The organism is Geminocystis herdmanii PCC 6308 (assembly GCF_000332235.1).
GTDB classification, from domain to species: Bacteria; Cyanobacteriota; Cyanobacteriia; order Cyanobacteriales; family Cyanobacteriaceae; genus Geminocystis; species Geminocystis herdmanii.
This window is the reverse complement of sequence record NZ_CM001775.1, coordinates 3,670,241-3,695,626: the sequence shown is the minus strand read 5'-3', so window position 1 is coordinate 3,695,626 and position 25,386 is coordinate 3,670,241. Positions and strand designations below refer to the sequence as shown.

Genomic DNA, 25,386 nt, shown 5'->3' with positions numbered 1-25,386 from the left:
ATTAGGGAGATTAGGGAGACTAGAAGATAATTAATTCTTAATTCTTAATTCTTAATTCTTAATTCTCCATTCTCCATTCTCCATTCTCCATTATTTTTAATGGGGTTTTCTGCCGTAAAGATAAGTTAAATATTTGAGATGCTCACTAATATCATCGGTTAAAACACCGTCTAAATAACGCCAACTCCAGTTATCGACGATCGTACCGGGGGTATTCATTTTCGATTCTGATCCTAATCCTAACAAATCCTGCACGGGAAAAATAGCTAAGTTAGCTACAGAGGCTAAAGCTAAACGAATTAAACTCCAGTGGATACCTTCATTATCTATGTTACCTAAAAAGTCCACAACTCTTTTTCTTTCGGCGAACGATCGTTTTTCAAACCAACCCACAGTGGTATCATTATCATGAGTACCAGTGTAAACAACCCAGTTTCGATCGACATAATTATAAGGTAGAAAACCGTTAGCTCGATCGGAATCAAAGGCAAAATGTAAAACCTTCATACCCGGAAAGTTATACTTATCTCGCAATGCTTCTACTTCGGGAGTAATTACCCCTAAATCTTCCGCAATAATTGGTAAAACCCCTAATTCTTGCTCTAGGATAGTAAAAAACTGATCTCCGGGGGCGCTTAACCATTCACCATTAATAGCAGTGGTTTCCCCTTCAGGCACAGCCCAATAACCTTCAAAACCTCGAAAATGATCAATGCGCATAATATCAACATATTCTAACATTCCCTTAATACGTTGTATCCACCATGCAAAGTTATTTTCTGCTAATACTTCCCAGTTATAGACAGGATTACCCCATAATTGCCCTGTTTCACTAAAGTAGTCAGGGGGTACACCCGCCATTAATGCCGCCGCCCCTGTTTCTTCATCTAAACAAAATATCTCTTGATTTGCCCACACATCAACGCTATCGTGAGCGACATAAATGGGAATATCCCCAAAAATTTTAACTCCCTTTTCGTTGGCATATTCTTTCAAATTGCGCCATTGTTTAAAGAAGCTAAATTGTAAGAATTTATGATAATACATTTCATGACCTAGTTTTATTTGCCATGTATGAATTGCTTCTGGGTTACGTTTTGCGATCGATTCATCCCACTGAAACCATGGTTTACCGTCATGATAATCTTTGAGTGCCATGTAAAGAGAATAATCTTCTAACCAATAACCATAATCCTCACAAAATTGGTCAAATTCTTGTTTATATTCATCATTATCACTTCCTTGAAAAGCCTCAAAAGCCTTACGCAATAGAGGATATTTTTCTTTGATGACTGCATCAAAATTGACTCGTTGGGGATTTTCTTTTTCAAAAACTTTTTTAATAACTTCTAAATCTTCTTCTTGTAATAATTTATCTCCAAAAAGAATGTCAAGGCTAATCATTAAAGGGTTTCCAGCTAGGGCAGAATAGGCTAAATAAGGGGAATTTCCTGCTCCTGTAGGGCCTAATGGAAGTATTTGCCATACTTGTTGTTCCCCCTGTGCCAGAAAGTCCACAAAACCATAAGCACCACTACCCAAGTCACCGATACCATAAGCGCTAGGTAAGGATGTGGGATGAAGTAATATACCACTTAGTCTTCGATCGAACATAAAGTATAGTTGATAGGGTCATCATTGATTTTCCTTTATTATACTTAGTTCTAGCATTAATCAGAAATTTTCGAGGAAGGGGAGATACCTGAGTGAACTATAAAAATAGATGAGGGCTGACTTGGAAGACAGGCAGACAGGGAGACAGGAAGATTGTATTTCTTGTGAATGAATAAAATTCTCTCAAAAGTACATCAAATATTAAGAATTTTTCTCCACTTAACTTCACTTCACTTCGACTACGCTCAGTGCGCCGCCTGTCCACTTGTCCACTTGTCCTCCTGTCTAGTTTTCATCATTTTCTGTATGTCGAACTGAGGTGGGAGATGGGGGAGATGGGGAGGATGGGGGAGAAAATTGTTAATTGTTAATTGTTAATTGTTAATTGTTAATTGTTAATTGTTAATTGTTAATTGTTAATTCTTAATTCTTAATAGGAAATGCGTTGGATTTTTGCACCTAATTTTTGGAATTTCTGCTCTAGGTTTTCATAACCTCGATCGAGATGTTGTAAACCTTGTACAATGGTTTTACCATCGGCGGCTAAACCTGCGATAACAAGGGCGGCAGATGCTCTCAAATCCGTTGCCATCACGGGCGCACCCGAAAGCTGATGCACACCAGATACAAGGGCAGAATTTCCTTTGACTTTGATATTTGCCCCCATGCGTTTTAATTCCGCAACGTGACGCAAACGATTTTCAAACACGGTTTCGGTAACTAAACTATTACCCTCACTAACGGTTAACAATGCCATAAATTGCGCTTGCATATCCGTAGGAAAACCCGGATGAGGTAAGGTTTCAATGTCACTAGCTTTCAATTCTCCGGGGAGGGTGCGTAGGGTGTTTTCATCTTCTCTGACTACTTGACAACCAATTTCTGCTAATTTGGCAATAATAGGGGTAAGATGATCATAGTTAACGGAAGTTACCAAGATTTCTGATTGAGTAATCGCTCCTGCTACTAAAAAAGTACCTGCTTCAATGCGATCGGGTATAATATCATAGTCAGTGGTATGTAGTCGATCGACTCCTTGAATAACGATGGAATCTGTACCAGCCCCCGTAATTTTAGCCCCCATGCTATTACAGAAGTTAGCTAAATCAACAATTTCAGGCTCTCTGGCGGCATTTTCAATCACCGTTTCACCCTCGGCTAAGGTTGCCGCCATCATGATGGTTTCCGTTGCGCCCACACTGGGATAATCGAGGAAAATTTTTGCTCCCTTCAAGCGATTATTGACAGAAGCATTGACAACCCCATGCTCAATAATCACCGTAGCGCCCATAGCTTGTAATCCTCGCACATGAAGATCAACTGGACGTGATCCGATGGCACACCCCCCGGGTAAAGGCACTTGAGCGTATCCTAGACGGGTTAAAATAGGTCCAATTACAAAGAAACTTGCTCGTAGTTGAGAGACTAATTCATAGGGTGCTTTGACACCTTTTAAATCTTGTCCATCAAATTCCCATGTATTACCACTTTTCTTAATTTTAACCCCTAAAGAAGCTAAAACTTGTCCCATGGTATTAATGTCTGCTAAGGAAGGGACATTATTTAAACGACAATCATCGCTACAGAGAAGTGTACCTGCCATAATGGCTAAAGCGGAGTTTTTCGCACCACTAATTTTAACTTCTCCTTTGAGGGGATTTCTGCCGATAATTTCTAGCGCTGGTTGAGCAGTATTATTTAAGGAAATGTCGTTTTCGATCGAAACCTGTGTAGTAGTATTTATAATCTTATCCTCCCAATCAAATTTTAATATAATGTTACATTTTCGTTTTGATTCTACCTGATAAAATCCCTTTTGTTACATTTTTTTTCAATTTAGAGCAATTTTTTTGTTTTTACTCATCGGTTCGATCGTTGATAAAATAAAAAGATTACAAGCATGACTTTCTTAAAGAGTTTTTTTATTGTAGAAAATTATGTGTCCAATACCATTTATAGTATAATTCACACAAGGTTTTTGAGTATCACATAAATTAGTATTAATGGTATGAGCTAAATTTGGTACTTCAACTATTCTAAATCCACCGTTATACAATAACTTCTTGACATCAAACATCGACATTCTGGGTTTTAACTCAAAATGATAAAAATAGTTGATGGATTGTTACCAGTGCCGACAGTAAGTGATTTTCTATAAAATAAAAGAGATAAAACTATTTTATCAACTAGAAATTTAATGTATGATTAATTTAGATAAATAAATGAGATAATATTAATGAATGAGGTAGAAAAAATGAACAATCAATTAATTGTCAAAGATTCAGAAATCCTCTCAGGAATACCAGTATTTAAAGGTACTCGTGTACCTGTTAAAAATCTACTTGATTATCTGGAAGCTGGGGATTCAATCGAAGAATTTTTAGATGATTTTCCTAGTGTAAAAAGAGAAAATTTACTGATGTTTTTAAATCTTTCTGTTAAATATTATTATGAAAGTGTTGCTTGATGAATGTTTACCTAAAAAGCTGAAACGAGAAATAGCAGATAATAACTATACTATAATTACCGTTCCAGAACAAGGTTGGGCAGGAACAAAAAATGGTAAATTATTACAACTTGCTCAAACAGAATTTGATGTATTTATCACCATTGATAATAATTTATCAGCCCAACAAAATATCACTAATTTTGATTTAGCTATTATTGTTTTATTTGCTCCAAATAATCGGTTAGAAACATTAAAACCGTTAGTACCAAAAATTAAGGAAACTCTTACCAATATTAGTTCAGGAAAAATAGTTTTTATAAAAAAATAAAATATTTTGGAGTTTATGAAAAGAAATTTAGTTAAAAGACTAGAAAAACTCAAGAAATTCCTCAAGATTTTAAAATATTTTTAATCAAAGCTCGATCGAACATAAATTTTCATGATCACAACTAGCACTTATAAAACTCAATCCGAAGATACAGATATTATATCGGAAATGGTTTTATTTTCGATCAAATCTTGATTTTATTTATCTTCAAAAGTGGGCAAAAACTTTAAAACTTTCCCAAGAATTAGAGCAAATATTAAATGACTGTTCAATAGGGTAGCAGTTTGTTAAGATACCAAATAGGTTATATAAGTAAATAAATATCAATTATAAAGATGTTATCTCCTTATTCGATTTTGAGTACCATAGAAAAACAGAAAGTTAGTGACGGTAAGATTACTTCAATTTTTTCTGATAAGCCATCTAGTTATACTTTAATTCTTGTTTTATCGAATCTCGGTGACTTTGACAGTCTCGAATATACTTGGTGGTTAAAAAAAGAAACAGATTTACTTAAAACTAAAAATATAACAGTAAAAGCCATTGCCATTGGCAATAGAGAATCAGGGAAAAAGTTTTGTGAATATACAGGATTTTGCGAAGAAAATTTATTCATTGATTCTAGTGCAGAACTTCATAGAGAATTACAATTATATCAAGGTTTAAATTGGAATTTAAGTTTCTTTTCAGAGTCACAAAATGCTTGGTTAAATCTATTATTAATGTGTGCAGGAATTGGAAGTAAAGGCACTTTGACAGAGGTTTTTCGAGGTTATATAGGAGACAAAAATGCACCATCTTTATTTAAAGAAAATGAATCAATCAATATTAAACCCTTACCGATGATGAAAGGCTCATTATTTAACCGTGTAGGAAAAAATTATCAACGTCCTTTTGAATTGGCTACATTACGTCTTCAGAATATGATTGAGGTTTTAAAACATTGGAATACTTATATACCAAATAATAAATATTTGACTCAAAGAGGAGGTACTTTTCTTTTTAACAAAGAAGGAGAGTTAATTTATGAATATCGAGATAAAGGAATATTAGGATTTGCTGAAAATATGAATAATCCACTGATATTTTTAAAAAAATTATGAAAAAAAAGATGAACAGAAGGAAAGCAACTATATTTATTTTTTAGAATCAAATACTTAATATCTAAAACTTTTTTAAGACATAATTTATCTATCATATTCAAATTAAGAGAGTCATTATTTTTTATGTACCAAAGAACAATTTATTTTGCGGATACTGACTCGGCTGGAGTAGTTTATTTTTCCAATTTACTCTCTATTTGTCATGAAGCCTACGAAGATTTTTTATCTAATTTAAACATTAATTTACCAGATTTTTTTTCAAATAAATTAATAGCAATTCCGATTATTCATGCAGAAATTGACTTTTTTAAACCTCTTTTTTGTGGGGATATAATTAGTATAAATCTTGAAGCAACATTAATTAATGAAAAAGTTTTTGAAATACAATATCAAGTTTTAAAAAATAACGAATTAATTGCTAAGGCTTTAACTAGACATATTTGTATCAATCCACAAACTAGAAAAACCCAAGAAATTCCGCCTATTATTAAACAAAGTTTTGAAACTTAATCTTCTATTAACCTCACAGTAATCATTTTTAGCTTTATACTGAAATTGTGTAAAAATTATATAGAATATCGATCGAAATCATGTTTGAAAAAATATTAATACCTAATCCCAGTGCAGAAAAACCCTCCTCTTTAAAACCCCGTAAAGGAGTTATCATCGGTTTAGGGCAAGTAGGTTTAGCTTGTGCTTATTCTCTCCTGATTCAAGATTGCTTTGATGAATTGATTTTACAGGATATAGCCGAAGAAAAATTGGCAGGGGAAGTGATGGATTTTTCTCACGGAATGCCTTTTCTTGCGCCTACGGACTTAAAAGCTGGTACAGTGGCAGATGTGGGACAAAATGCCGACATCGTGATTATTACCGCAGGAGTCGCCCAAAGAGACGGGGAAACTCGTTTGAGCTTGGTAGAACGCAATATATCTGTATATAAAAGTATTTTACACGATGTGGTGAAATATTGTCCTGATTGCATTATCTTAGTGGTGAGTAATCCTGTGGACATTCTTACCTATGTAACTTTAAAAATAACTGGTTTTCCTAGCTCTAGGGTCATCGGTTCTGGTACAGTGTTAGATAGCGCTCGTTTTCGGGCTTTATTAGCTCAGGAGATGGGTATTGATGCTCGTAGTGTTCATGCCTATATTATTGGTGAGCATGGAGACAGTGAAGTGGCGGTGTGGAGTAGTGCCAACGTGGGGGGTATGAAAATTGTGCCTGATGGTTGGGATAATTTAGCAAAAGATGAGCAGGATAAGTTATCAGAAATTTACTTTAATGTAAAAAATGCAGCTTATGAGATTATTCAACGGAAGGGTTATACTTCTTATGCGATCGGACTAGCTACAACGGATATTGTGAAGGCGATTCTCAATTCTCAAGAGCGCGTTTTAACTGTTAGCGGTTTGATGACGGGGTTATACGGTATTGAAGATATTTGTTTAAGTGTGCCTCGTGTAATTAATGAGAGGGGTATTTTAAAAACCGTTAACTTGACTTTGAGTGAGGAGGAAGAAAAATTATTGGTGGAATCTGCTAGGGTTTTACGGGAAGTGTTCGATCGAGTTACTTTTTAGTTCGTAGAACGATCGATATTAGCCGTGTAATTCATTACACGGTGAGTAAATTTTTGTCTAACTACCGTTAATTAAAAGTTTTTTTGCCCTTTTTGAGTAAGTTTTCACCGTTTCATAAGGCATTTCAAGCTCGATCGAAATATCCTTCAAAGCCATTCCCAACTCCCTTCTAGCAAGAATATTAGCATAACTAAGACAAACATTTTCTGCACGATTTCCCCCTTTTCCATTTTTCTGTTTGAGAAAAATACCTGTTAACTCATCGATTCTAGTAACTAACTTATCTTCGAGACAGTCGTTATTATAATTTGACGCTTGGGTAAATATCTGTTGCCTCCCCTCATCAGTATTTTCATTTCCCTTACTAAGTATAGTATGCCCTAAACCAAAAGTAGTTTTATGTCCTGTACCGCAATAAGTAGCAAATCGGCATAAAGTCGAGTAAAGTTGAGTAAAATCGGGATAATCTTGGTAATTATGCCCTAAAGATAACTCTAACCACCCCATAAACCCCGTCACGCTACCTTTTTTCCCTCCAGCCACCTTTTTTGACTCCAGACAATACCCACGAATAATTACAAATTTATCAATCCAATCACCAAAATCATCCTGAGAAAATACCTTGTGGGAAAATTGATTCCATCGTCTCAAGTAACTGTGAAATAAATTAGGGGGATGAGGTAAAGGATAGTGATGATTATTACGGCGAAAACTGGTAGGGGAAAGAAAAGTAAAACAAAAATTAGTTTCTATGTTTTCCTGCCATAACTTTTCATAGGTAGTTGGAGGAGAAAAAAACCTAACTTCATTAATTAATAATGGGGTGTGATATAAAGCTAAATGGGAAGGAAAATTATTAAACCATTCCTTTAACCATTGGATTAATTCGCAGGAGAAAATCGACAAATACCAACTATAAAAACTATTTTGCTTGACAAAAATCTTATTTTTTAACGCTATTAAATTACCCTCTAAACGAGAAATACTAAAGGCTTTTTCTTCGGGATAATCGTGAAGTCTTTTTGATAATTCTGGCGATAATTGTCGTACTTGATCTAAAAACCAAGCGTGTAATCCTTTACTATAGTCTAACGATAGATGATAGTCTTTCTCTGCTATTAACTCAAATTCGAGAATAACTAAATCACTATTATTTGTCCAGTCTAAGTTTCCTAATGGCGATAATGTTATATTCACAAACAACTAAAAAATAAAGTTCGATCGAACATACTTTAAGAATTTATACCATTTTCCAGAAAAAATTTTATCCGTCCAAGATAACCTTCTCTACCAATCCTCCGAATGCTTGATTTTGTAAAGAAATGTTAAGTTAACTTGTCAATTTGTCGCAGTTAGCAAATAATAGTAACAGAGAGTTTAAAAGATAAATAACGAGATAAGTTAATTTTTTTGTGCAGATTCACTCTGATATTTGAGTTAACGTCAGTTTTTGTTCTTAAAAGAGCTTCTTTACCTTGACAACTTAATAATGTTAAGAAATGTAAAGTGTAAAACTGTAGTTTCTCGCAGACATCTTGTACAAGCAAGGTAGGGCAACGGTTTCCAAGGGTAGGGTTAAACTCCATCTTTACCCCGTAAGGGGACGGAAACGCCACAGGAAGTTGTTCCAAGAGCCGAGGAACGTCAGGGTTAAACTCCATCTTTACCCCGTAAGGGGACGGAAACCCGGTCTTCGCCGCCGACGGCACGGTGCTGTTCGTCTCGACCCGGCCGGTTAAACTCCATCTTTACCCCGTAAGGGGACGGAAACTCCCCACCCTCAGCGGACTCGTGTCACCACTGGGGGTGGTTAAACTCCATCTTTACCCCGTAAGGGGACGGAAACGGCGGGCGGCGGCCTTGACGGCCTTGTCCTTGGCGTCGGCGACGACGAGGTTAAACTCCATCTTTACCCCGTAAGGGGACGGAAACGCCTGCGGGACGCCCGTCGTGGTGCAGGTCGGTCCGTGCTGTTAAACTCCATCTTTACCCCGTAAGGGGACGGAAACGCAGGCACAGCGCGACGGTCGCCAGCGGGTAGAGGCCGGGTTAAACTCCATCTTTACCCCGTAAGGGGACGGAAACCTTGGGCGCCAGCTCGCTGAAGACCAGCGAGAAGTACGAGAGTTAAACTCCATCTTTACCCCGTAAGGGGACGGAAACTGGATGCCACCAACGCGAAGGACTACGCGCTCATGCAGGGGTTAAACTCCATCTTTACCCCGTAAGGGGACGGAAACCAGGGCAGTGCCTGGCTGATGACCTCGGAGACGGGGGTTAAACTCCATCTTTACCCCGTAAGGGGACGGAAACGCCGAGCACGCCCATCGGGTAGAGCACGAGGTGCGCGTTAAACTCCATCTTTACCCCGTAAGGGGACGGAAACTTGACGAACCTGTCGGACCTCGATCCGCACCCGCTGGCGTTAAACTCCATCTTTACCCCGTAAGGGGACGGAAACGGAGGGGATCTCGAGCAGGCGGGCGAGCAGCGCCGGGTTAAACTCCATCTTTACCCCGTAAGGGGACGGAAACTATCTATTATATCCCATATCCCAGAAAAGATCAAGGGTTAAACTCCATCTTTACCCCGTAAGGGGACGGAAACTTCATGTATTCGTACAAGTCGGTGATTCTTTCATCATAGTTAAACTCCATCTTTACCCCGTAAGGGGACGGAAACACCGCAGTAGTGTCAATGGTATAGGCATCTTCCTTGAAGATTGTTAAACTCCACCATTACCCCGTAAGGGGATGAAAACGCTATGGTGGCGATGGTACGATCGAACAAATTGGATGATTTTAACTATATCTGTGTCATAATCCCTATTAAATATTAAGAAATCTTACAATAATAATTGAAAATATACTTTTTTTTGTAAAATTTGAATAGTGTTTTTTCTTCACTTATCTTCAGAAAGCCAACCTTGAATAATTTGATTAAAGTTCTCAAGCTAATAAATGAATAATACAGAAGTAACAAATCATCAGATTGCCCTTTCAGTTTTACAAGAAGGGATAAAAAAATTAGCCCAGTGGCTAGAGTTAGATTTTCCTTCGTTACCATTGATACAACACCAGTCAATTATCAAGGCTAAAGAGATTATTTCATGGAAAGAAGAATCAGAATTTAAACCTTTAAATTTACTGTTTGATTCTATTCATATTCAGAATTATAAATCACAAGAAAAAACTCATTATTCACCATCTATTGTTCTCAAAAATAGTTTTCCGATTCTTCCTTCACCTGTATTAAATATTCCTGAAATGGCTGATTTTAAAACGCAGGTAAAAGAGATAATTAGTAATTTTAACCATGAAGATTTAAGCAATTTATCTTTATTAAATTTATGTTTAGAAAAAATTGGATCTCACATTAGTTATGGGGAAAATGATATTGCTTATAGTGATTTCATTAAATCTCTAGCAATGATAGCTGTTAGTTTAAATAATAATCCTTCTGCTGATAACATCGGTTTAATAGGTGGGGATTTATCAGGTATTCAAAATTTTATCTATACAATTTCTGCCGATGGTGCATTAAAATCTTTACGCGCAAGAAGTTTTTTCCTTGAATTAGTTACCGCAGAAATAACTCAACAATTATTAACAGAATTAAATTTACCTCCCACTAATATCATTTATGCTGGAGGAGGAAATCTTTATATTTTAACGAATGATAATCATGAAGAAAATCAAAGAATAAGTAATGTTATTAAAGCTCGTTTTAATGATTGGTTTAGCAAAAGTTATCAGGGTAAAATGTTTTTAGCTTTAGACTATGTAACTTTACCTGTGGATAGTTTAAGTAGTGATCAATTATCCCAATATTGGCAGAAAATTCCTCAAAAATTAGGAAGTCAGAAACAACAAAAATTTAGTAATCAAATCAGAGATTTTTTAGCCCCAAAACCTAGTTATGAATCTTGCCAAGTTTGCCATCGAGATGATCAAGTAAAATTAAAACCATTAAATCCCCATAATCTCGATTCTTCCTCCGCTTGTTGGGTGTGTCGCACGATGTTTGAGTTGGGCAGTCGTTTATTTAAAGTTAAGGCGATCGTACGAGTAAAAAGAGCTAAAAATAGAACATTCGATCGAACCGAAAGGGTGAATAAAATTGTTTTACCCGGTTATGAATATTATCTTTATGAGAGTATAAATAAGGCTTTATCTGTGGATAATGCAGAGACAATTTTTCTAATTAATAATTGGGATTTAGCTAACTATAAAGAGGAGAAAATTAAGCCTATTTTACTAGGTAACTATGGCAAAAAAACTGAGTTAGAAAATGAATCAGGTTTTATGTCTGCCAGTGAAATGACGGAAATTGCCAGAAAATCGGGCAAAATTGCGAGGGTTGCTTATTTACGCATGGATGTTGACAATTTAGGTAAAATTTTTGCTCAAGGTTTAGCTGAGAAATTAAACTTACCTCGTTTAGCTAGTTTATCCCGTCAAATGACTTATTTTTTCAAGGTTTATTTGAATACTTTAGCAACGGAAAAAAATTATAATTTACTATTTATTTATGCAGGAGGAGATGATTTATTTATTAGCGGTGTTTGGGATGAAGTGATAGACTTTGCCTTTCAAATTTATGAATCTTTTCGAGAATATACGGGTTATAATTCTAGCGTTACTTTATCGGCAGGAATTAGTTTTGCAGGGGCAAAATACCCTCTCTATCAATCTGCTAATGAGTCGGGAGAAGCGGAAGAAAAAGCTAAGGGAAATGGTAGAGATAGTTTAGGTTTATTTGGGGAAGTTTTTAAGTGGGAAGAATGGTTAGGGAAAGAAAATATTAATGTTAATCAGTTAGAAATAGATGATAATTTGAGGGAATATTTAGGGGGTAATGTTTCTTTAAGTTTATTCGGTGTTAAGCCTTTTGTCGATGCTTTACAAAACATAAAAGATAGCTATTCTCGCAATTTTGTTCAAAATTTATTGGCAACTGCTAAAATACAAGAACAGAAAATTAAAGAAGTAGAAAAGAAAAAAGCAACTCTTACTTATCCTCAAGAAATTGATGATGTCAAATATTTTTTACACTTACCAAAAATAGCTTATACTTTGGCTAGATTGCCTAGTCATATTCAAAATAATCCACAATTTGAACCTATTAAAAGTTCTTTGAAAAGTCCTTACAATGCTCGTTATTACAGTGCGATCGCAACTTGGTTAGAGTTATTAAATCGTTCATCATAAAAAGGAGGTAATAATGGAAATTTTAGTAGAAAAGAAAGTTAGTTTTGAAGATTATTTAAAGTATGATAATGAAGATAATAAATATGAATTGTTTGAAGGAGAATTAAATTTAATGACTCCCCCGACAGGATTTCATGCCTTAATTATTAATCGATTAACCAAATTAATTGAAGAAGAAATAAATCGCTTAAATTTAGATTGGTATGGCTTACAGGGCATCGGAATAAGAACAGGAATTAGACGCTCTCGGTTGCCCGATTTAACTATTATTAATCAACCACAACTGAAGGAAATTTTAAAAATTTCTGCGGTATTAGAAACACCTCCTTTATTAGTCATAGAAATTGTTAGTCCAGAATCGGAAATTAGAGATTATCGCTATAAAAGAAGTGAGTATAGTGCTATGGGTATTCCTGAATATTGGATTGTCGATCCTAATAGAGAAACAATGACTATTTTGCAGTTACAAGAGGGGATGTATGAACAAATATCAGTCCTAGATACGGGACAAATTTCCTCAAGAGTTTTCCCCGAAATTCAGATTAAACCTGAAAATCTTTTTAACCTTTAATTAATCATCATAAAATATGAATAAACCTAACTTAAATCTGCCACCTAATAAACCGAAAAAGGGAATGGAAAATCCACCATCAACAAGTTATAATCAGGGGTAAAATTCTCCTCAAAATACTACAAATATGAATAGCAAAGAAGCAATTTTAAATTCTTTAAAACAAGCAAAAACATTTAAAGAGTATCCTATCCGAGATTTAGTTAATCATTCAGAAGAATTTGGAAGATTTTTAAAAAATCAACGTTTAGAAACTAACCAAATTCGCAAGTTTTTAGACGCAATTAATCGTCTCAAAGTTAAACTAACTCAAGGAGGAGAAAACAAGAGTGAAACAGATTTATTTCAATTAGTTGAACCTGAAATTGTCTTGCTTAAGCCCAAATTAGCCTACGCCGCCGCTAGGGTGGATGCCGCTAAACCCTTAAGTGACGTTATGGCACAAGTCATCGACAAGGTTCAATCCTTAGATGATTTCGATCGTTTAGTTCAATTTATCGAGTCTATCATTGCCTATCATAAAGCCGCAGGAGGAAAATAAATCATGGCACAAGTTATCAACAAACCCCAAAGAAATTTATTAGGTAAAATTATCATCAAAAGTGACATTGTTGTTAAGACTGGACTACATATCGGAGGCGGTGCAGAAAACCTTGATATAGGCGGTTTAGATAAACCAGTGATTCGAGATCCTATTACTTTACAACCATATTTACCCGGTTCATCCATTAAGGGAAAATTGCGATCGCTCTTAGAAAGAATGTTGAATAAACCCCTCAACCGTTCGGGAGGAAGTGGTACATACCGTTATGAAAGTGATGATGTAGAAACTGGTTATAGTGATGTGCAAGGTAATTTAGTCTTGTTTCAAGGGGCGAAAACCTGCGAATTAAGTAGAGTTTTTGGCTCAACGGGGAAGGATTGTTGGATTGAAAAAACCGTTGCCGATAGTCAACAACTCGATTATAAGACGACAAAAACCATCGAGGGTAAAGAATACGTCAAAATCAAAGGGCGAAATTACAGCGCTCGATTAATCGTCAGAGATGCCCATTTAAAAGCAGATTCAGCTCAACGTTTACAAAGTATCGACACTGGCTTATATATGACTGAGTGGAAATTTGAAAATGGCATCGATCGAGTTACCTCCGCCGCCAACCCTCGTCAACTAGAGCGTGTACCTGCTGGTGCTATGTTTGAGTTTGAAATGGTTTATACCGTAGAAGACGAAACCCAAGTTGAACAAGATTTAGGCAACCTTGCCATCGCCCTTAAAATTTTAGAAGATGATGCTCTAGGGGGGCATGGTTCGAGGGGATACGGCAAAATAGACTTTACTAACTTTAACATAAAATATCGCACCCTCGACTTTTATCGTCAAGCGATTTTAGGGCAAAAAGATGATCAATCTCTCCTTGATAATATTGGCAATACAGACAATTTATTAGAGAGATTTCAAGAAGTAAAAGGATTATTAAATCCAAGACAAAATTAGTTTGTAGTCACTCAAGTTTGTAGTAGTTCAATTTATTGAACTTCTCCTACTCATAATATTATGAAAAAATATGTCTAATTGGAAACTCATTCATCTCAATTTTGGTAAACACTTAGCCCATTTTGGCGAGGTAGGTATTGGCTTAGAAGAAACTCAAGAAAGAGTTAAATCAGATACTCTCTTTAGTGCCTTAATTATCTCCTACGCCCGTTTATTCGGAAAAAAAGAAGTAGAAGATTTATTGACTCAACTTAATCAAAATCCTACTTTATTTCGTCATAGTTCTACTTTTATTTATCGAAGGAATAACGATAGATTTACTTATTATTTACCAAAACCTTTATTATTTCCGCAAAATTATCCTGTAGGCAATGATTTAGATTTTACTAAAACCTATAAAAAAATCAAATATTTACCCTTGATAATTTGGCAAAAATGGTATCAAAAAGAAGGTTTTACTCAAAAAGATCAACAGGAGTTAATCGACAAAACTCAAGCAAAAAAAATAGATACTCAATATTTACATCAACAGGGATTATTTGATTATCAAAATAACTTTAATATTCAGAAATTTCCGAAAGTGGCAGTCGATCGAAATGATAGCAGTACAAACTTTTATCATACAGGTTTTGTCCAGTACAATTATGAAAATGATCAAGAATATTCAGGCTTATATTTTCTGATTAATTTTGACGAAAATACTAAAGAATTAGAGATAAAAATATGTGCCGCTTTACACCTTTTAGCAGAAGAAGGAATAGGCGGAGAAAGATCAAGTGGTGCAGGAAGATTTACTCCTGAATGGTTAGAATTACCCTTACAATGGCAAGAAATTATTCATTTTAATAGTGGTGATTTTTACAGTTTAATGAGTCTATTTTGGGATTCCTCTATTTATTCAGAAATTACCGCTCAAAGCTATTACGAAATACAAGAAAGAGGAGGATGGATAGCCTCACCTTTTTCGGGAAGACAATTAAGGCGGAAAATGATACGAATGTTTACAGAAGGTTCAGTCTTTTCGTCTATGCCTCAAGGGGAATTAGCAGATGTAACCCCTCTTGACTTCAAAAAAGTTCACACAGTCTATCGTAGCGGTATCAGCCTATCTTTACCGATTCAAGCCCAACTAACGTCTATATCCTAGTAATTATGACTACAACCACTTTACAACCCCTAACCTTCACCAAAAACTATCAAACCGCCAAGATACGTTTAACCACCCCCATTTTAAGAATTGGTGGCGCTGTCTCTCAACTTAATCCCTATGAATATATACAGACATCAAGCAAGGTTTATTTGCCTAATCAGGAAGCCTTAGCCAGAGTTTTACTACAGAGGGGTAAATTACACCAGTATATCCAAAAAATCGAAGATAAAGAAGATATTAAACCCCTTTTAGACGATATTGACGAAAATTGGCATAATTTAACCGATGATTACGGTAATCTGATTTTTCCCCCTATTGGTATTAGTCGTAAATGGGTTGATGGTAAAATTACTGACTTACGCCCTATGATTCGCAACGGTTTTGGTGAGCCTTATATACCCGGTAGTAGTATTAAAGGTGCAATCAGAAGTTCGATCGCATTTTTCTTATTAAAACATCAAGAAACCTATAATACTCCCATAAGAATTAGTCAAATAGAAGCCCGATTAAGAGAAAAAATCGATAATGGAGAATTAAGAAGACAAGCAAAATTTGCCGATGATAGACTATTTATGAGCGATTTATTTGAGAATTTTTCCCTCAAATATAACAATAAAAATTATAACCCAAGAACAGGACCCAATACCGACTTTTTAAGAGCTTTAAATATTAGTGATTCTTTACCATTACTAGAGGAAAAAATACCTAATAAAAAAACAGGAAAAAGCAAAACTTATAATATTCCTGTTACCACCGAAGTAATTGTTTCCAGTCATTTTCAAGATAATAATGCTAAATATAAAGCCTCCTTATATACAGAAATGATATTTAATGTGCGTACTGAATTTACGATTAATCTTGACTTAGAAATGTTATCTTGGTTTAACCATAATCAGAATATGAGATTACCCTTTAATAATTTGGAAGAATTAATGAACATTTGTCAGGAATTTAGTCAAACTCAATGGGATGGAGAATATGATTATTGGAATAATATTAACGATAATAAACATCAAGGAAAAGACTTAGATTTTGAGTTAATTAGAAATTTTTATGAAGAAGAAAAATGTCCTTATCAACTAAGATTAGGATGGGGTACTGGTATGGGAGGTACGACAATTAATTGGTTAATCGATGATGATTTAAGAGGCGAAATAAGAGATACTTGTGGTTTAAAAGCCCCTAATTTTCAAGCACCAAAATCCCGTCGCACCATCCTTAATCGTGAGGCAGATATTCGTTATATACCGGGTTGGGCAAAGTTAAAAATTATTTAAACGTAGGGTGGGCATTGCCCACGAAATTATAAAACTATACTTAATCAAAAATTAAACAAAAAATATAAATGTTAATCAAATCAAAATGGACATTAAAAGTAAATAAATTAACCCTATTACCTTGTGCTTATAATGTGGTTTTGGTTAAAAATTTATATCAAAAAATGTACTTAGATTTTGTCAATATTGCTATTCCTGAGATAACTTTTTCGGGGATAATTGGCAACTATAAAAAGGAAGGAGATTTTTACTGTTTATCTCCCGATGAAGAATATTATTTTTCATTATCTGGTTTAGAAACTAATGCTAGTCATGCCATTAAAAATTTACAGTTAAATTCATCTTTAGACTTTTTAGGAGTGAATTTTGAAATAATTAATAGAGAAAATCAGATAACTTCTTATGAAGAATTATATAGTAATTTAGTAGCAAATGATCCCCAAGGAATTAAGGAATATAATATTCAATTTTTAAGCCCTACTTCCTTCGCCCAAGGCAAAACAAAATTACCTTTACCTATCCCTAGTTTAATGTTTCGTAGTTGGTTAGATAAATGGAATTATTTTTGCAATATTTATTTAGGTGGAGACGAATTAACACAATATTTATCAGAAAATATTTATCTTAATTATTATCGTTTATATAGTCGTCAACATTATATCAGTCAACAAAAAATAACGGGGTTTACAGGCGAAATTAAGCTCAAAATTCCCTTAAAAATTGATGATTTATTAGCTAATGTCGCTAATCTTTTAATTCATTATGCTGATTATTGTGGTACGGGCATAAAAACTCGTTTAGGTATGGGTAACACATTTTTAACTACTTTTAATTAATCTTAAATACTATCATTATGGAAACAATTATCATGACAGTAGGTACATCTTTAAGAACTAATAAAGATATTAACTTAACACCTGACAAAAAACGCCCTTGGCATAACAAAAATACTTTTAGCAATGAATTAGTAATCGAAAATATCGAAGGTGCGATCGCATGGATGAAAGCCACAGATTTAGATTTAATTAGTGCGGAAACTAACACATTTTTTCATCTCAATTTACAAGAAAAAGATGAGATAATTTTATTACACTCCGCCACTAAATCAGGAGAAGAATGTGCTAAAATTTTACGTTTATTTTTCACTGAATTAGGTCAAAAAGACGTTGAAATTATACAAATACCAGAGGTTAATTATGAGATAGATGTTAATGGTAATATCCTAGAAAAAATGGCTAATTTACTAGCCGAATTAATCAAAAATGCCAAAGGCAATGTCACCCTTGCGGCAACGGGAGGATTTAAAGCTGAATCGATGATTATGGCATTGGCAGGAAATATTTATCAAGTGCCTGTTTGCTATATTCATGAGCAGTATAAGAGCTTAATTTACCTTCCTTTTTTATCGTCTGATGGTAAAGTGAGTTATGGTAATTATAAGGCAGAATTACCCCATTCTACAAGGAATAGAAACGATATTTTTAATCTTCAAGAAGGGGTACAACATCATCGCCCTAGAACATGGAATAAAGCTAAAAAAATTCTTTCAGAAATTCCTTGGATTGATAACGTTTATTTCGATAAAAAAGCCTTTTCTGCTCCTCGTAATAATTTTAAATTATCTAACTATAAAACTCAAAATAATTGTTATATTTTTTGGCTTTATTTATACCAAGATGAAAATAATACAATGGGAGTTTCGATCGAAACAACAGGCTATAATGAAAGACATTTAGAAGAAGCCATACGAGAATTAAGAGAGCGTTTAGGACATTTATTTTAGGGAGATATTCGTGATTATATAGCAGTCCTAAATCATTTGTGATAAATTTAGACTAAGTTCTCCCCTTTGTTTAAGGGGGGTTAGGGGGGATCAAGCAAGGTTTCATAATTCATTTAGAATTGTTATATAACGATCGACCTAAAAAATACAACAAATACTATCAATTTAACAACCATTTTTTATCATGATTTTACTAAGTTTTCTCGGTACTGGCAAATACGAATTAACCTCCTATACATGGCAAGATCAACAGTATGAAACTGAATATGTTATAGAAGCGATCGCATCTTTTATGAAGGTAAAAGAAATTAAAGTTTTTACTACTAAAGAAGCAACAAAAGCTCATGGAGAGCAACTAAGAAATAAAATCAATAATAAATTTAAATTATCTTATATTGAGATACCATCAGGTACAGAAGAAGATGATCTATGGAAGTTATTTGATAAAGTAGTAGAATCAGTGGAAAAAGATAGCGAAATTATCTTTGATATTACTCATGCTTTTCGATCGATCCCCGTCATTGTTTTACTCGCCGCCGCCTTCCTCGAAAAAGCCCGAAATGTAAACATAAAAGGCGTTTATTATGGACAATATAACAAAGAAAAAAATGAATCCCCTATATTTGACTTAACCCCAGCCATTAAACTACTAGATTGGTTAACCGCTACCGATACATTTATTAATACGGGATCATCGCAAAAATTAGGACAATTATTAGCAGATATTCAGATAGATTTTTTCAAATCAGGTAAAGCTAAAAAAGAAGAAATAAAACCCAACAAATTAAGAAATTTTGGCAGTGCGATCGCAACTATTTCAGAAAATATAGAGTTTATTCGCCCCGTAGAATTGTTAGAATCCGCCCAGAAACTTAAAAGAATGTCAGGGAAAGAAATAAGAGAAGAAGTTGGTATTTTTGCCAAACCCTTTGAACTAATTATCGATAAAATTGAACAAGATTACGCCCAATTTGCCATCGAAAAATCCGCCGAATCAGACTATCAACTAATCATCAAAAAACACTACTTATTAATCAAATGGTATGTAGAAAAAGGCTTAGGCACTCAAGCAATTTTATTGTCAAGAGAATGGTTAGTAACAACTTTAGCCATCTTAGAAAATACCAATTATTTAGATAAAGATGAGCGGAAAAATATCGAAAATCAACTAAACGCTATTAGTGGGAATAATCCCGATCGACTCAAACTTTATGAGCAAAAAATAACTAAACACGTTGCCGATATTAAACAACTAGATGATACTTGGTCACAATTAGGAAGAAATAGAAATAATATCGCCCATTGTCAAATGAATGCTGAACAATTTTCTAGTAAAATTTTACATCAATACGCCCAAAAATTACCGCAAATTTTAGCGGATTTATTTCCGCAACTTCACCTAACTTAATTTGTTTGTAGTAAGGGCTTTAGCCCTTTTAAATCAAAATTGATACATCTAATAATTATTTCTCCTTCTTATAGACTCAGAATATCTCACCGAAGGTAACTCGGAATCTGCAAATGGAAGCTCTTCCTCACCACCATTTACACCATTAAATCTCCCCTGTCTCAACATCCTCAATAAGAAAAAATCTCCCACTAAACCTAAAGTCAAAGTACTCAAAAACACCGCCACTGTACAAACAATTACCGTAAATAATCCCAATGGAGCAATAATTAAAATAATCCAAGTAATTCCAGCATTGACGATCGAAATCAATACACTACGAAAACGCACAATAGTTCTAACTAATGCAAAATTCATAAAAACACTCCTCAATAATGATGTGATTACTATAATAAAAGTCTTTTAATGAATATGTTGTATTTTTAAAGACAATCAAAGAAAAAAAATGACAGCCCTATATTTAACCGAACCCGGTACAAAAGTACACTATAAAAATCAAACCTTTACCATCAAAAAAAATAACACCTATACTTGTCGTCTTAGTGAGTTAGAATTAGTCGTAGTATTACCCGGCGTACAATTAACCGATGTCGTCATTGCTATTTTATTAGATCAAGGTATAGAAGCCATTTTCCTCAGACAAGATGGACAATTTCGAGGAAGATTACAAAGCGGTTTTGCCTCCAATCCCCTCATTCGTCTAGCACAATATCGCACCGTAGAAACATCCTTCGGTTTAGGATTTGCCCAAAAATTCGCCTACGGTAAAATTCGCAATCAACGTTCATTATTACAAATCAAAAATCGAGCAACCAAAGGAAAAATCCCTCAATTATCAGAATCCATAGACACCATCAATGCTTATCAACTACAACTGAAAAACATTACTACTCCCCTAACCAGAGACGAATTAATGGGTATTGAAGGAATTTCCGCCAGAAACTATTATCAAGCCTTACAACACTTTTTCCCTAGCCAATGGCAATTCAACGGTAGAAATCGTCGTCCTCCCAAAGATCCCATCAACGCCTTACTCAGTTGGGGTTATGGCGTTTTATTAGCCCGTATTTTCGCCGTCTGTGTCAAAGCTGGATTAGATCCCTATTTAGGCTTTTTTCATTCCATACAACCCTATCGCCCCAACCTAGTTTTAGATTTGATGGAGGAATTTCGCCCCGTTTTAGTGGATTATGCGGTTATTTCCCTCATTCAATCCCACACCTTAGACATAGCTGATTTTCAACCTTCCCCTGATGGAGAGGGAATCTGGCTAGGCATTACCGCCAAAAAATTATTATTACGAGAATTAGAAGAAAGGATGAACCAATACTTATTATATCCTCCTCAAAATCGTAAACTGAAACTCAATCAAATATTTCTCGAACAAGCCCGAATGTTAGCCCGATGTTTACTAGAATCAAGTTTAGACTATGAACCCTTTTTCGTTAAATAAACCCTCATAAAATATTAATATAGGCTTGTAGTGAGGGCTTTAGCCCTTCTAATCAGAATTAGGGGCTTTTAACAAAAAATATCTCATGATTAAACTTTGGCTAATTTGTTATGACGTACGAGACGACAAAAGACGTACTCAACTGGCGAAATTATTAGAGCAACACTGCGAAAGAGTGCAATATTCCGTGTTTGAATGCCCTTTAGATACAAAAAAATTAGAACATCTCCTATCTACCCGATGGCTAAAAGTGTTGAATTTACAGGAGGATAGTCTGCGGATTTATCCCCTCGATGCCTCAGCAAAGCAAAAAACAAAAATTTATGGAGTCAAAGACAACCCTCCCTATGAATCTCCCGACTATCTTATTTTGTAAAGAAATGTAAAGTTTACTTGTCAATCTGTCGCAGTTAGCAAATAATAGTAACAGAGAGTTTAAAAGATAAACAACGAGATAAGTTAATTTTTTTGTGCAGATTCACTCTGATATTTGAGTTAACCTCAGTTTTTGTCCTTAAAAGAGCTTCTTTACCTTGACAACTTAATAATGTTAAGAAATGTAAAGTGTAAAACTGTAGTTTCTCGCAGACATCTTGTACAAGCAAGGTAGGGCAACGGTTTCCAAGGGTAGGGTTAAACTCCACCATTACCCCGTAAGGGGACGGAAACGCACCTCCGCGTTGGCGACCACGGCCCGCTCGACGGGGTTAAACTCCACCATTACCCCGTAAGGGGACGGAAACCTTGCCCAACCTCTAGTTATCTCTGGTGCGAGGGATGCTTTTTGGGTTAAACTCCACCATTACCCCGTAAGGGGACGGAAACCCGGGTGACCAGACGACGTCGGGGTTGGCGACCACCAGCCACTCGCCGTCGAAGCCGGGTTAAACTCCACCATTACCCCGTAAGGGGACGGAAACCTGCGCGACGAGGCAGCGGTGCGGGAGTTCGTCATGCCGACGTCCTGCCCGGGTTAAACTCCACCATTACCCCGTAAGGGGACGGAAACTGAAGACGTGCGACCAGCTCGACACCTGCCACGGGATGATGGTGTTAAACTCCACCATTACCCCGTAAGGGGACGGAAACGCCCCCCATACCAACGTTGTTGGATCGGTTGGTTGTTAAACTCCACCATTACCCCGTAAGGGGACGGAAACTTAAGGGTTTATTGAAAATGATCAGGAAGGTAAAAAATGGTTAAACTCCACCATTACCCCGTAAGGGGACGGAAACTTAAATCAATCATTGTTCTTTTTTAATAAACTACTCTTATGTTAAACTCCACCATTACCCCGTAAGGGGACGGAAACGTGTTTCTTCTTTGTTTATGCCCTTAATTGTTTTAACCTTTTCAAAGTTAAACTCCACCATTACCCCGTAAGGGGACGGAAACGTAACATCCCGATTGTATAAGCCATATGATCTGGGTCTTTTTCATAGTTAAACTCCACCATTACCCCGTAAGGGGACGGAAACCTTCCACCAGCGATCGCCCACCACTAAAGCAGAACCAGTTAAACTCCACCATTACCCCGTAAGGGGACGGAAACTTTTAGGGCAACGGATTAACGGCTATCTTATTCGTGTTAAACTCCACCATTACCCCGTAAGGGGACGGAAACCATTGTTTGGAAAGAAGCCCCGAAAATAGCGATAAGCCATGTTAAACTCCACCATTACCCCGTAAGGGGACGGAAACATTTTCTTCAAGGGCAAGAGCGAAATAGAATGATTCGTTAAACTCCACCATTACCCCGTAAGGGGACGGAAACTCGAGAAGGTGTTAACCCAAACTCTGCACTTAGCTCCGTTAAACTCCACCATTACCCCGTAAGGGGACGGAAACCTTGCAGTAGGGATTAGGGATTCTTGTGCTAATTGGTCATAGGTTAAACTCCACCATTACCCCGTAAGGGGACGGAAACTTGTCACCATAGAAGACATAGCAAGAATCCTCTTCATGTTAAACTCCACCATTACCCCGTAAGGGGACGGAAACTCTCTGTAGGTAATGAGTATAAATGCTCTTTGATCCTTTTTGGGGTTAAACTCTATCTTTACCCCGTAAGGGGACGTAAATCTGTCAAGACTGAGGTTGCATCCGAAAATAAAAAAGGTGGGCAATGCCCACCCTACAAATATGGATTACATCATTCCCATGCCGGGCATTCCCATGCCACCCATGCCACCCATACCACCCATACCGCCCATGCCACTCATATCGGGCGCGGCTGCTTCGGGTTGGGGTTTTTCTACCACTAAGGCTTCGGTAGTGATGACTAAACCTGCGATCGAACCTGCATTTTGTAAGGAAATGCGTACAACTTTAGCAGGATCAATAATTCCCGCTTGAATTAAGTCTTGATACTCATTAGTTAAGGCATTATAACCAATGTTAACACTGGATTCTCTGACTTTTTCGACAACTACTGAGCCTTCCACACCAGAATTATTGGCGATTTGACGTAAAGGAGCTTCGATCGACTTCATGACAATTTCAGCACCAATTCTTTCTTCTTCAATGGTGAGGGTATCTTTAAAGGTTGCTAATTTAGAACATAAGTGAATTAAAGTAGCACCACCACCGGGGACAATGCCTTCATCAACTGCCGCTTTGGTAGCGTTTAAAGCATCTTCAATGCGTAATTTACGCTCTTTTAATTCGGTTTCCGTAGCCGCACCTACTTTGATAACGGCGACACCACCAGCTAATTTAGCGATACGCTCTTGTAATTTTTCTGCGTCATAATCAGAGTCAGTTTCTGCTAATTGTTTGCGAATTTGAGCAACTCTTTTTTGTACATCGGCAGTGTTGCCACTATCAGCGACGATCGTAGTGTTATCTTTTTCGATCGTAATTTTACGAGCCTTACCTAACATATCGAGGGTGACGGTATCAAGACTTAAACCGATGTCCTCAGAAATGACTCGTCCTCCTGTTAAGATGGCAATATCTTCTAAAGCGGCTTTTCTGCGATCGCCAAAACTAGGAGCTTTGATAGCGGCTACATTTAAAACCCCTCTGGCTTTGTTAACAACCAAAGTTGCTAAGGCTTCTCCATCGACATCTTCGGCGATAATTAATAAAGGACGAGCAGAACGTGCTACATTCTCTAATACTGGCACTAAGTCAGCAATAGCACTAATTTTTTTATCGGTGACAAGGATAAGAGGATTTTCAAACTCGACAATTTGCTTTTCTTGATCCGTGATAAAGTAAGGGGATACATAACCTCGATCGATCTGCATACCTTCCACTACTTCTAACTCAGTGGCTAAAGATTTCGACTCCTCAACGGTTATAACACCATCTTTGGTAACTTTATCCATAGCTAAAGCAATCATTTTGCCGATTTCTTCATCATTACCTGCTGAAACCGTAGCAACTTGACTAATAGCATCACCTTGTACGGGTTGAGCAATAATGCCGATTTCCTTGATTAAGAAAGCTACAGCCTTATCAATACCACGACGTAAAGCCACAGGATTAGCCCCTGCTGTAACGTTTTTCAAGCCTTCGTGAATCATAGCTTGAGCGATAACCGTAGCGGTAGTTGTACCGTCTCCTGCGATGTCCTTAGTTTTAGAAGCAACTTCTCTAACTAATCTTGCCCCTGCATTTTGTAAAGGGTTTTCTAATTCAATCTCTTTGGCAACACTAACACCATCTTTGACGATTTCAGGCGCACCAAATTTCTTTTCTAATAAAACATTTCTACCTTTAGGTCCTAAAGTTACTTTAACAGCATTTGCTAAAGCATTAACACCTTGTTCTAAATATCTTCTGGATTCTTCTTTAAATGATACGATCTTAGACATATATATTTTAATTTAATATATTGATTCACCATATATAAATTTAGCACTCTTAGGGACTGAGTGCTAATACGGTTATCAGTACCTTGAAACACTGTGGGTACATGGGGGTGACAGGTGGAGGAGGGGGAGAGGGGGAA

Annotated in this window: 21 protein-coding genes and 2 CRISPR repeat arrays; of the genes, 16 read left to right on the top strand and 5 right to left on the bottom strand. The window is 36.1% G+C overall.

Annotated features, from left to right (window positions below):
• Nucleotides 1-96: 96 nt before the first annotated feature.
• Nucleotides 97-1,614, bottom strand: a complete 1,518-nt coding sequence (gene malQ, locus SYN6308_RS18455; RefSeq protein WP_017295933.1) for a 4-alpha-glucanotransferase — start codon at nucleotides 1,612-1,614, stop codon at nucleotides 97-99.
• Nucleotides 1,615-2,044: 430 nt separating this feature from the next.
• Nucleotides 2,045-3,322: a UDP-N-acetylglucosamine 1-carboxyvinyltransferase gene (gene murA / locus SYN6308_RS18450; RefSeq protein WP_026102155.1), complete on the bottom strand. Its 1,278-nt coding sequence runs from the start codon at nucleotides 3,320-3,322 to the stop codon at nucleotides 2,045-2,047.
• Between the two features lie 546 nt (nucleotides 3,323-3,868).
• On the opposite strand from murA, the gene SYN6308_RS18440 reads away from it, so the two are divergent.
• The 5 genes from SYN6308_RS18440 (at nucleotide 3,869) to SYN6308_RS18415 (ending at nucleotide 7,080) form a co-directional block, all read left to right on the top strand.
• On the top strand, nucleotides 3,869-4,081 hold the full coding sequence (locus SYN6308_RS18440; protein ID WP_144051470.1) for a DUF433 domain-containing protein: 213 nt from the start codon (nucleotides 3,869-3,871) through the stop codon (nucleotides 4,079-4,081).
• Complete coding sequence (locus tag SYN6308_RS18435) at nucleotides 4,065-4,391, top strand: DUF5615 family PIN-like protein (RefSeq protein ID WP_017295928.1); 327 nt, start codon at nucleotides 4,065-4,067, stop codon at nucleotides 4,389-4,391. Before SYN6308_RS18440 ends, SYN6308_RS18435 begins: the two co-directional genes overlap by 17 nt.
• A gap of 335 nt (nucleotides 4,392-4,726) precedes the next feature.
• Nucleotides 4,727-5,494 carry a peroxiredoxin-like family protein gene (locus SYN6308_RS18425; RefSeq protein ID WP_017295927.1) on the top strand — a complete coding sequence of 256 codons (768 nt, stop codon included), beginning with the start codon at nucleotides 4,727-4,729 and terminating at the stop codon, nucleotides 5,492-5,494.
• A gap of 123 nt (nucleotides 5,495-5,617) precedes the next feature.
• Nucleotides 5,618-6,004 (top strand): acyl-CoA thioesterase, encoded by a 387-nt coding sequence (locus SYN6308_RS18420; RefSeq protein WP_017295926.1) that lies wholly within the window; start codon nucleotides 5,618-5,620, stop codon nucleotides 6,002-6,004.
• Between the two features lie 80 nt (nucleotides 6,005-6,084).
• Nucleotides 6,085-7,080 (top strand): L-lactate dehydrogenase, encoded by a 996-nt coding sequence (locus SYN6308_RS18415; protein WP_017295925.1) that lies wholly within the window; start codon nucleotides 6,085-6,087, stop codon nucleotides 7,078-7,080.
• Nucleotides 7,081-7,137: 57 nt separating this feature from the next.
• Here SYN6308_RS18415 and cas6 (SYN6308_RS18410) read toward each other — a convergent pair whose 3' ends face one another.
• Nucleotides 7,138-8,277 carry a CRISPR-associated endoribonuclease Cas6 gene (gene cas6 / locus SYN6308_RS18410; protein WP_017295924.1) on the bottom strand — a complete coding sequence of 380 codons (1,140 nt, stop codon included), beginning with the start codon at nucleotides 8,275-8,277 and terminating at the stop codon, nucleotides 7,138-7,140.
• A gap of 377 nt (nucleotides 8,278-8,654) precedes the next feature.
• A CRISPR array of direct repeats spans nucleotides 8,655-9,841; the repeat unit is 37 nt; unit sequence GTTAAACTCCATCTTTACCCCGTAAGGGGACGGAAAC.
• 199 nt (nucleotides 9,842-10,040) lie between these two features.
• Between cas6 (SYN6308_RS18410) and cas10 the strand changes: the two genes are divergently transcribed.
• The 9 genes from cas10 to csx2 all read left to right on the top strand — a co-directional run bounded on the left by cas10 (nucleotide 10,041) and on the right by csx2 (nucleotide 19,974).
• Entirely contained in the window at nucleotides 10,041-12,290 is a 2,250-nt protein-coding gene (gene cas10 / locus SYN6308_RS18405) for a type III-A CRISPR-associated protein Cas10/Csm1 (RefSeq protein WP_017295923.1), read from the top strand.
• A gap of 13 nt (nucleotides 12,291-12,303) precedes the next feature.
• On the top strand, nucleotides 12,304-12,861 hold the full coding sequence (locus tag SYN6308_RS18400) for a Uma2 family endonuclease (RefSeq protein ID WP_017295922.1): 558 nt from the start codon (nucleotides 12,304-12,306) through the stop codon (nucleotides 12,859-12,861).
• Nucleotides 12,862-12,988: 127 nt separating this feature from the next.
• A complete protein-coding gene (gene csm2 / locus SYN6308_RS18395) occupies nucleotides 12,989-13,402 on the top strand; it encodes a type III-A CRISPR-associated protein Csm2 (RefSeq protein WP_017295921.1) in 414 nt (137 codons plus the stop codon).
• Between the two features lie 3 nt (nucleotides 13,403-13,405).
• Nucleotides 13,406-14,356: a type III-A CRISPR-associated RAMP protein Csm3 gene (csm3, locus tag SYN6308_RS18390; RefSeq protein ID WP_017295920.1), complete on the top strand. Its 951-nt coding sequence runs from the start codon at nucleotides 13,406-13,408 to the stop codon at nucleotides 14,354-14,356.
• A gap of 70 nt (nucleotides 14,357-14,426) precedes the next feature.
• Complete coding sequence (csm4, locus tag SYN6308_RS18385; RefSeq protein ID WP_017295919.1) at nucleotides 14,427-15,503, top strand: type III-A CRISPR-associated RAMP protein Csm4; 1,077 nt, start codon at nucleotides 14,427-14,429, stop codon at nucleotides 15,501-15,503.
• Between the two features lie 5 nt (nucleotides 15,504-15,508).
• Nucleotides 15,509-16,783: a type III-A CRISPR-associated RAMP protein Csm5 gene (gene csm5 / locus SYN6308_RS18380; RefSeq protein WP_017295918.1), complete on the top strand. Its 1,275-nt coding sequence runs from the start codon at nucleotides 15,509-15,511 to the stop codon at nucleotides 16,781-16,783.
• Nucleotides 16,784-16,851: 68 nt separating this feature from the next.
• Entirely contained in the window at nucleotides 16,852-17,619 is a 768-nt protein-coding gene (gene cas6, locus SYN6308_RS18375; RefSeq protein WP_017295917.1) for a CRISPR system precrRNA processing endoribonuclease RAMP protein Cas6, read from the top strand.
• A gap of 17 nt (nucleotides 17,620-17,636) precedes the next feature.
• The gene (locus tag SYN6308_RS18370) at nucleotides 17,637-18,566 is read left to right on the top strand and encodes a putative CRISPR-associated protein (protein ID WP_017295916.1); all 930 of its coding nucleotides are present in this window, start codon (nucleotides 17,637-17,639) and stop codon (nucleotides 18,564-18,566) included.
• Between the two features lie 184 nt (nucleotides 18,567-18,750).
• A complete protein-coding gene (gene csx2, locus SYN6308_RS18365) occupies nucleotides 18,751-19,974 on the top strand; it encodes a TIGR02221 family CRISPR-associated protein (protein ID WP_017295915.1) in 1,224 nt (407 codons plus the stop codon).
• 48 nt (nucleotides 19,975-20,022) lie between these two features.
• Here the strand turns inward: csx2 and csx18 are convergent, their stop codons facing one another.
• Nucleotides 20,023-20,331, bottom strand: a complete 309-nt coding sequence (csx18, locus tag SYN6308_RS18360; protein ID WP_017295914.1) for a CRISPR-associated protein Csx18 — start codon at nucleotides 20,329-20,331, stop codon at nucleotides 20,023-20,025.
• 88 nt (nucleotides 20,332-20,419) lie between these two features.
• On the opposite strand from csx18, the gene cas1 reads away from it, so the two are divergent.
• Together cas1 and cas2 are read left to right on the top strand one after the other, a co-directional pair.
• Nucleotides 20,420-21,427: a CRISPR-associated endonuclease Cas1 gene (cas1, locus tag SYN6308_RS18355; RefSeq protein ID WP_017295913.1), complete on the top strand. Its 1,008-nt coding sequence runs from the start codon at nucleotides 20,420-20,422 to the stop codon at nucleotides 21,425-21,427.
• 85 nt (nucleotides 21,428-21,512) lie between these two features.
• Complete coding sequence (gene cas2, locus SYN6308_RS18350; protein WP_017295912.1) at nucleotides 21,513-21,803, top strand: CRISPR-associated endonuclease Cas2; 291 nt, start codon at nucleotides 21,513-21,515, stop codon at nucleotides 21,801-21,803.
• 256 nt (nucleotides 21,804-22,059) lie between these two features.
• Nucleotides 22,060-23,510: a CRISPR direct-repeat array (repeat unit 37 nt; unit sequence GTTAAACTCCACCATTACCCCGTAAGGGGACGGAAAC).
• A gap of 65 nt (nucleotides 23,511-23,575) precedes the next feature.
• Here cas2 and groL read toward each other — a convergent pair.
• Nucleotides 23,576-25,249, bottom strand: coding sequence for a chaperonin GroEL (groL, locus tag SYN6308_RS18345; RefSeq protein WP_017295911.1), 1,674 nt, complete (start codon nucleotides 25,247-25,249; stop codon nucleotides 23,576-23,578).
• Nucleotides 25,250-25,386: the final 137 nt, after the last annotated feature.

What these genes read in the sequence shown, in the direction of transcription:
- csx18 (WP_017295914.1), bottom strand. Translation starts at nt 20,331, where the DNA reads ATGAATTTTGCATTAGTTAGAACTATTGTGCGTTTTCGTAGTGTATTG.
- cas2 (WP_017295912.1), top strand. Translation starts at nt 21,513, where the DNA reads ATGATTAAACTTTGGCTAATTTGTTATGACGTACGAGACGACAAAAGA.
- SYN6308_RS18400 (WP_017295922.1), top strand. Translation starts at nt 12,304, where the DNA reads ATGGAAATTTTAGTAGAAAAGAAAGTTAGTTTTGAAGATTATTTAAAG.
- SYN6308_RS18420 (WP_017295926.1), top strand. Translation starts at nt 5,618, where the DNA reads ATGTACCAAAGAACAATTTATTTTGCGGATACTGACTCGGCTGGAGTA.
- csm4 (WP_017295919.1), top strand. Translation starts at nt 14,427, where the DNA reads ATGTCTAATTGGAAACTCATTCATCTCAATTTTGGTAAACACTTAGCC.
- malQ (WP_017295933.1), bottom strand. Translation starts at nt 1,614, where the DNA reads ATGTTCGATCGAAGACTAAGTGGTATATTACTTCATCCCACATCCTTA.
- csm3 (WP_017295920.1), top strand. Translation starts at nt 13,406, where the DNA reads ATGGCACAAGTTATCAACAAACCCCAAAGAAATTTATTAGGTAAAATT.
- csx2 (WP_017295915.1), top strand. Translation starts at nt 18,751, where the DNA reads ATGATTTTACTAAGTTTTCTCGGTACTGGCAAATACGAATTAACCTCC.
- SYN6308_RS18425 (WP_017295927.1), top strand. Translation starts at nt 4,727, where the DNA reads ATGTTATCTCCTTATTCGATTTTGAGTACCATAGAAAAACAGAAAGTT.
- SYN6308_RS18370 (WP_017295916.1), top strand. Translation starts at nt 17,637, where the DNA reads ATGGAAACAATTATCATGACAGTAGGTACATCTTTAAGAACTAATAAA.
- csm5 (WP_017295918.1), top strand. Translation starts at nt 15,509, where the DNA reads ATGACTACAACCACTTTACAACCCCTAACCTTCACCAAAAACTATCAA.
- csm2 (WP_017295921.1), top strand. Translation starts at nt 12,989, where the DNA reads ATGAATAGCAAAGAAGCAATTTTAAATTCTTTAAAACAAGCAAAAACA.
- SYN6308_RS18440 (WP_144051470.1), top strand. Translation starts at nt 3,869, where the DNA reads ATGAACAATCAATTAATTGTCAAAGATTCAGAAATCCTCTCAGGAATA.
- cas6 (WP_017295917.1), top strand. Translation starts at nt 16,852, where the DNA reads ATGTTAATCAAATCAAAATGGACATTAAAAGTAAATAAATTAACCCTA.
- groL (WP_017295911.1), bottom strand. Translation starts at nt 25,249, where the DNA reads ATGTCTAAGATCGTATCATTTAAAGAAGAATCCAGAAGATATTTAGAA.
- cas1 (WP_017295913.1), top strand. Translation starts at nt 20,420, where the DNA reads ATGACAGCCCTATATTTAACCGAACCCGGTACAAAAGTACACTATAAA.
- SYN6308_RS18415 (WP_017295925.1), top strand. Translation starts at nt 6,085, where the DNA reads ATGTTTGAAAAAATATTAATACCTAATCCCAGTGCAGAAAAACCCTCC.
- SYN6308_RS18435 (WP_017295928.1), top strand. Translation starts at nt 4,065, where the DNA reads ATGAAAGTGTTGCTTGATGAATGTTTACCTAAAAAGCTGAAACGAGAA.
- cas10 (WP_017295923.1), top strand. Translation starts at nt 10,041, where the DNA reads ATGAATAATACAGAAGTAACAAATCATCAGATTGCCCTTTCAGTTTTA.